The following is a 3,040-nucleotide window of genomic DNA, read 5'->3' on the forward strand; positions in this document are numbered from 1 at the left end:
CGCGCGTGGAGCACGGCCGGGGTGCCGTCGGGCTTCTTCTCGATCAGGTGGACGATGGCGTGTTTGATAGGCATCAGAAAGACTCCTGGTTCAGGGAACGCTGCCTGTCGGCTCGACGGAGCAGGGCGCGGGCATTGAGCTCGCCGCGTGCGTCGCTTGGCGTGGAAGAGATGAAGATCGAGGCGCAGCCGATCTTGCTGAGCTTCAAGTGGCCGCCGGCGGAGCGGTCGACGCTCCAGCCTTCGGCTTGAGCGAAGGCCACCAGCCGGCGGACGCTTTCCCGGGCGCCGCGAAGGAAACTACGCATCAGTGGTCTCCTCGCTGTTGAGCTGCAGCCAGGTCTCCATCTCTGCCAGGGAGCGGGGAAGGCTGTCGGTGGCAGCAGCAGTCAGGAGGCGTTTCACCAGTTCCTGAAGGCAGCGACGATCGTTCTGTCGGCTGCAGGCCAGGTCGTCATGCGCGGAACGCAGCATGCGGACCTCTGTGCGCAGTTGAGCGAGCTCGTCAGCAACCGGCCGGTAAGCGGTGACGTCAGGCATCGCGCGCTACCTCCTTGGGATCTTTGCAGGACAGTTCCCAGCGACTCTCGATGCGCTTTTCGTGGTCGCCTGCCTGTGCCGGCATACGGGTGATGTAGGCGTTGTCCTCGCCGAATAGCCGTTCGGCAAGGCGGGAGGCTGCCACCTTGTCGCTCCAGGTGCAGGTCGCACGCTGCTTCTGAATGGTATTGGTCCAGAAGCCGGCGCCATCGAACTTGACGATGCACTGATAGGTCTGGGACGCCTTCATGATTCGGCCTCCTTACTGAGTGCATCACCGATCTGAACGGCCACCAGTTCGGGCAACTCCGGCTCATGCCCGGGATAGTTGTTGGCCAACTGATGCAGGAACTCACGCGCGGCGTCCTTGCTGCCTGCAATGCGGAATACGGCGGTGAGGTGCTGGGAGTCCTGAGTGCCGCAGCAGAGGTGCGGCACCAGGCTCACTTTCAGCGAGCAACTGAACAGGTGTCGCGGGATCCATACCGACCAGAAGTAAGCCGAAAGCAGTTGCCCCGGAGCGCGCGTAGTGACCACCAGGGTCCCGGCCTGGGTGGTCGAGATTTCGATGTACCCCAGTTCCTCCAGCTCACGAAGCTCTCGCTCCATCGAACTGGGTGCGACCGTGCTCTCGTCCCGCGAAAGGCGCGAGATCACTTGGCTGAGGGCGTCCAGTTCGATCGGATTGACCCCAACTTGATTGGCATGAACCACCGCCGAGTCGGTGAACGCGGCCGAGGCGTGGATACTCGGAAAGCGGGCTTCAGTGTTCATCAAAGACAGCCTCCAACTGATGGACGTCGTAGCTCCCGCAGCAGGGGCAGACCAACACCTCGGCTTCTCCTTCTGGGGTGTTCTCGGCGGGAAGAACCTGGCGCACCAAGTGGTGTGGGTGGTGCTGGTCACAATTCATGCACTGGTGGGTGACCAGGGGCTGGGAAGTGTTCATGTATGGGCTCCTTGCCGGCGTGGGCCGGCAACTGGCAGCGGAAGACGAGATGAAAAATGAGGTTGCAGGACCGGTAGCGCTAAAGGCGTGACGGTCGCAGCTAGAAGGGAGCCGGACGCATCCGGTGGTAAGGTTGGCGTCGCCAAACAAACCCACCCAGACCACAGGAGGTCCGGCATGAAAGGAGACAAAATCGGGACGTCACAGGCCGTAGAGCCGTATGAACGCACACTCTCCCGCCTAATCGAGCGATATAGGCAGGAGAATGGTTTGGAAAAGGAGCAGCCGCTGACCACTGAAGATGTAATGGTGCTCCAGCAGCAGTATTTGCTCAGCGTCTTGGGCACTGCACTTGCAGAAAAGCACAGCTGGTCCTTGGGCGAGATCGTCGCAATCGACTTCGCGCTCATAAGGCGCTACTCCTGGACGCCCCAGCAGGTGCAGGCGCTGTCTCCTGCTCAAAAATGGCTAGCCATATGCGATGAGCTGGAGCCGCTTCATGTCCCGGAAGAGGCGCGTCGGGTGTGGCGCGATGAGAGGCAGGTGCGGGGACCAGTTCCCATAGATAGTAGGGAGGACGACCTCGAGGTGTGGCGGGAAGCACTTGCCCAGTAGCATCCGTGGGCGAGCTAGAGGTCATTGGAACGATCGCGCTCTCACCCCATTCGTAGTCTGCTGGCGGACTGTTCCAGCTCTCCCAGAGAAGCCGCCCTCTCAGCTCAATGATGAGTTCGTCATGAGCGGCCAGGACGGCTGCACGCTGGGTCGGCAGGTCCAAGGCTTGGCTGGGGTCGTCAAGCGCGAAGGCGAGCGTCTGCCGGCACAGGCCAAGGGCCTGTAGGTAGGGTTGCAGGCCTGCGCTTGGCCAGGCGTCCTCGATTTGCGGGGTTGACCAGCCTTTGTCGGTGAGCGCCTGGCGTAGGGCGTGCTCCAATGCAGTGGCCCGAACGAACGGCCGGGTCGTCCGGCCGAGCCCCGTGAACCAGAGTACGGGGCTCGGCCCTTCGTGGGTCCGCAACTGTGTGACGGCGCTTTGCAGTGCCTTCAAGACAGAGTAAGCATTCGTCTGAGCGACTTGTCGCTCGAGCTGGCGCTGCCTGAGCCAGGTCGCATCGATACCCAGGAAGGAAAAGGTGTACTGCAACTGCTTGAAGAGGTCCTCCATCAGGAGGACGAGGTTCTCATGTGAGAGCCCGAAGCGTTCGTAGTAGGGGAGTCGCTCCAAATGAGCCTTCAGGAAGGCTTTTGCCTGCTCTTCGGGTTCGGCCATGAGGGACTCGATTAGTGCATAGGACAGGTCTTGGCGCCAGTCTGGATTCTGGGCGCAAGCCTCGGGAGGATTGGTCGTGGTCTGCTGGTCACGCATGACTAGACTCCTTGCCGGCTCCCGCCGGCGAGAGATCGGAAGTTCAATAGATGAGATGAAAAATGAGGTTGCAGGACCGGTAGCGCTGAAGGCGTGACGGTCGCTGCTAGAAGGGAGCCGGACACATCCGGTGGTAAGGTTGGCGTCGCCAAACAAACCCACCCAGACCACAGGAGGTCCGGCATG

The 3,040-nt window shown here is 61.4% G+C and carries 6 protein-coding genes and 1 pseudogene; all 7 read right to left on the reverse strand.

The window, feature by feature from the left end:
* Positions 1-74: pseudogene (locus tag ACTJJX_RS15015) on the reverse strand (nucleoid-associated protein); the annotation flags it as partial.
* Positions 74-307, reverse strand: coding sequence for a hypothetical protein (locus ACTJJX_RS15020; protein ID WP_003103841.1), 234 nt, complete (start codon positions 305-307; stop codon positions 74-76). The pseudogene ACTJJX_RS15015 and the gene ACTJJX_RS15020, both read right to left, overlap by 1 nt.
* Positions 300-539: a hypothetical protein gene (locus ACTJJX_RS15025; RefSeq protein ID WP_023082652.1), complete on the reverse strand. Its 240-nt coding sequence runs from the start codon at positions 537-539 to the stop codon at positions 300-302. The genes ACTJJX_RS15020 and ACTJJX_RS15025 overlap by 8 nt, the downstream gene beginning before the upstream one ends.
* On the reverse strand, positions 532-789 hold the full coding sequence (locus ACTJJX_RS15030) for a hypothetical protein (RefSeq protein ID WP_003448812.1): 258 nt from the start codon (positions 787-789) through the stop codon (positions 532-534). Before ACTJJX_RS15030 ends, ACTJJX_RS15025 begins: the two co-directional genes overlap by 8 nt.
* Entirely contained in the window at positions 786-1,313 is a 528-nt protein-coding gene (locus ACTJJX_RS15035; protein ID WP_003448815.1) for a hypothetical protein, read from the reverse strand. Before ACTJJX_RS15035 ends, ACTJJX_RS15030 begins: the two co-directional genes overlap by 4 nt.
* Complete coding sequence (locus tag ACTJJX_RS15040; protein WP_003157042.1) at positions 1,303-1,488, reverse strand: hypothetical protein; 186 nt, start codon at positions 1,486-1,488, stop codon at positions 1,303-1,305. The genes ACTJJX_RS15035 and ACTJJX_RS15040 overlap by 11 nt, the downstream gene beginning before the upstream one ends.
* 406 nt (positions 1,489-1,894) lie before the next feature.
* The gene (locus ACTJJX_RS15045; RefSeq protein ID WP_023082651.1) at positions 1,895-2,854 is read right to left on the reverse strand and encodes a hypothetical protein; all 960 of its coding nucleotides are present in this window, start codon (positions 2,852-2,854) and stop codon (positions 1,895-1,897) included.
* Positions 2,855-3,040: the final 186 nt, after the last annotated feature.

Source organism: Pseudomonas sp. 22490, from assembly GCF_052044465.1.
Taxonomy (GTDB): Bacteria; Pseudomonadota; Gammaproteobacteria; order Pseudomonadales; family Pseudomonadaceae; genus Pseudomonas; species Pseudomonas aeruginosa.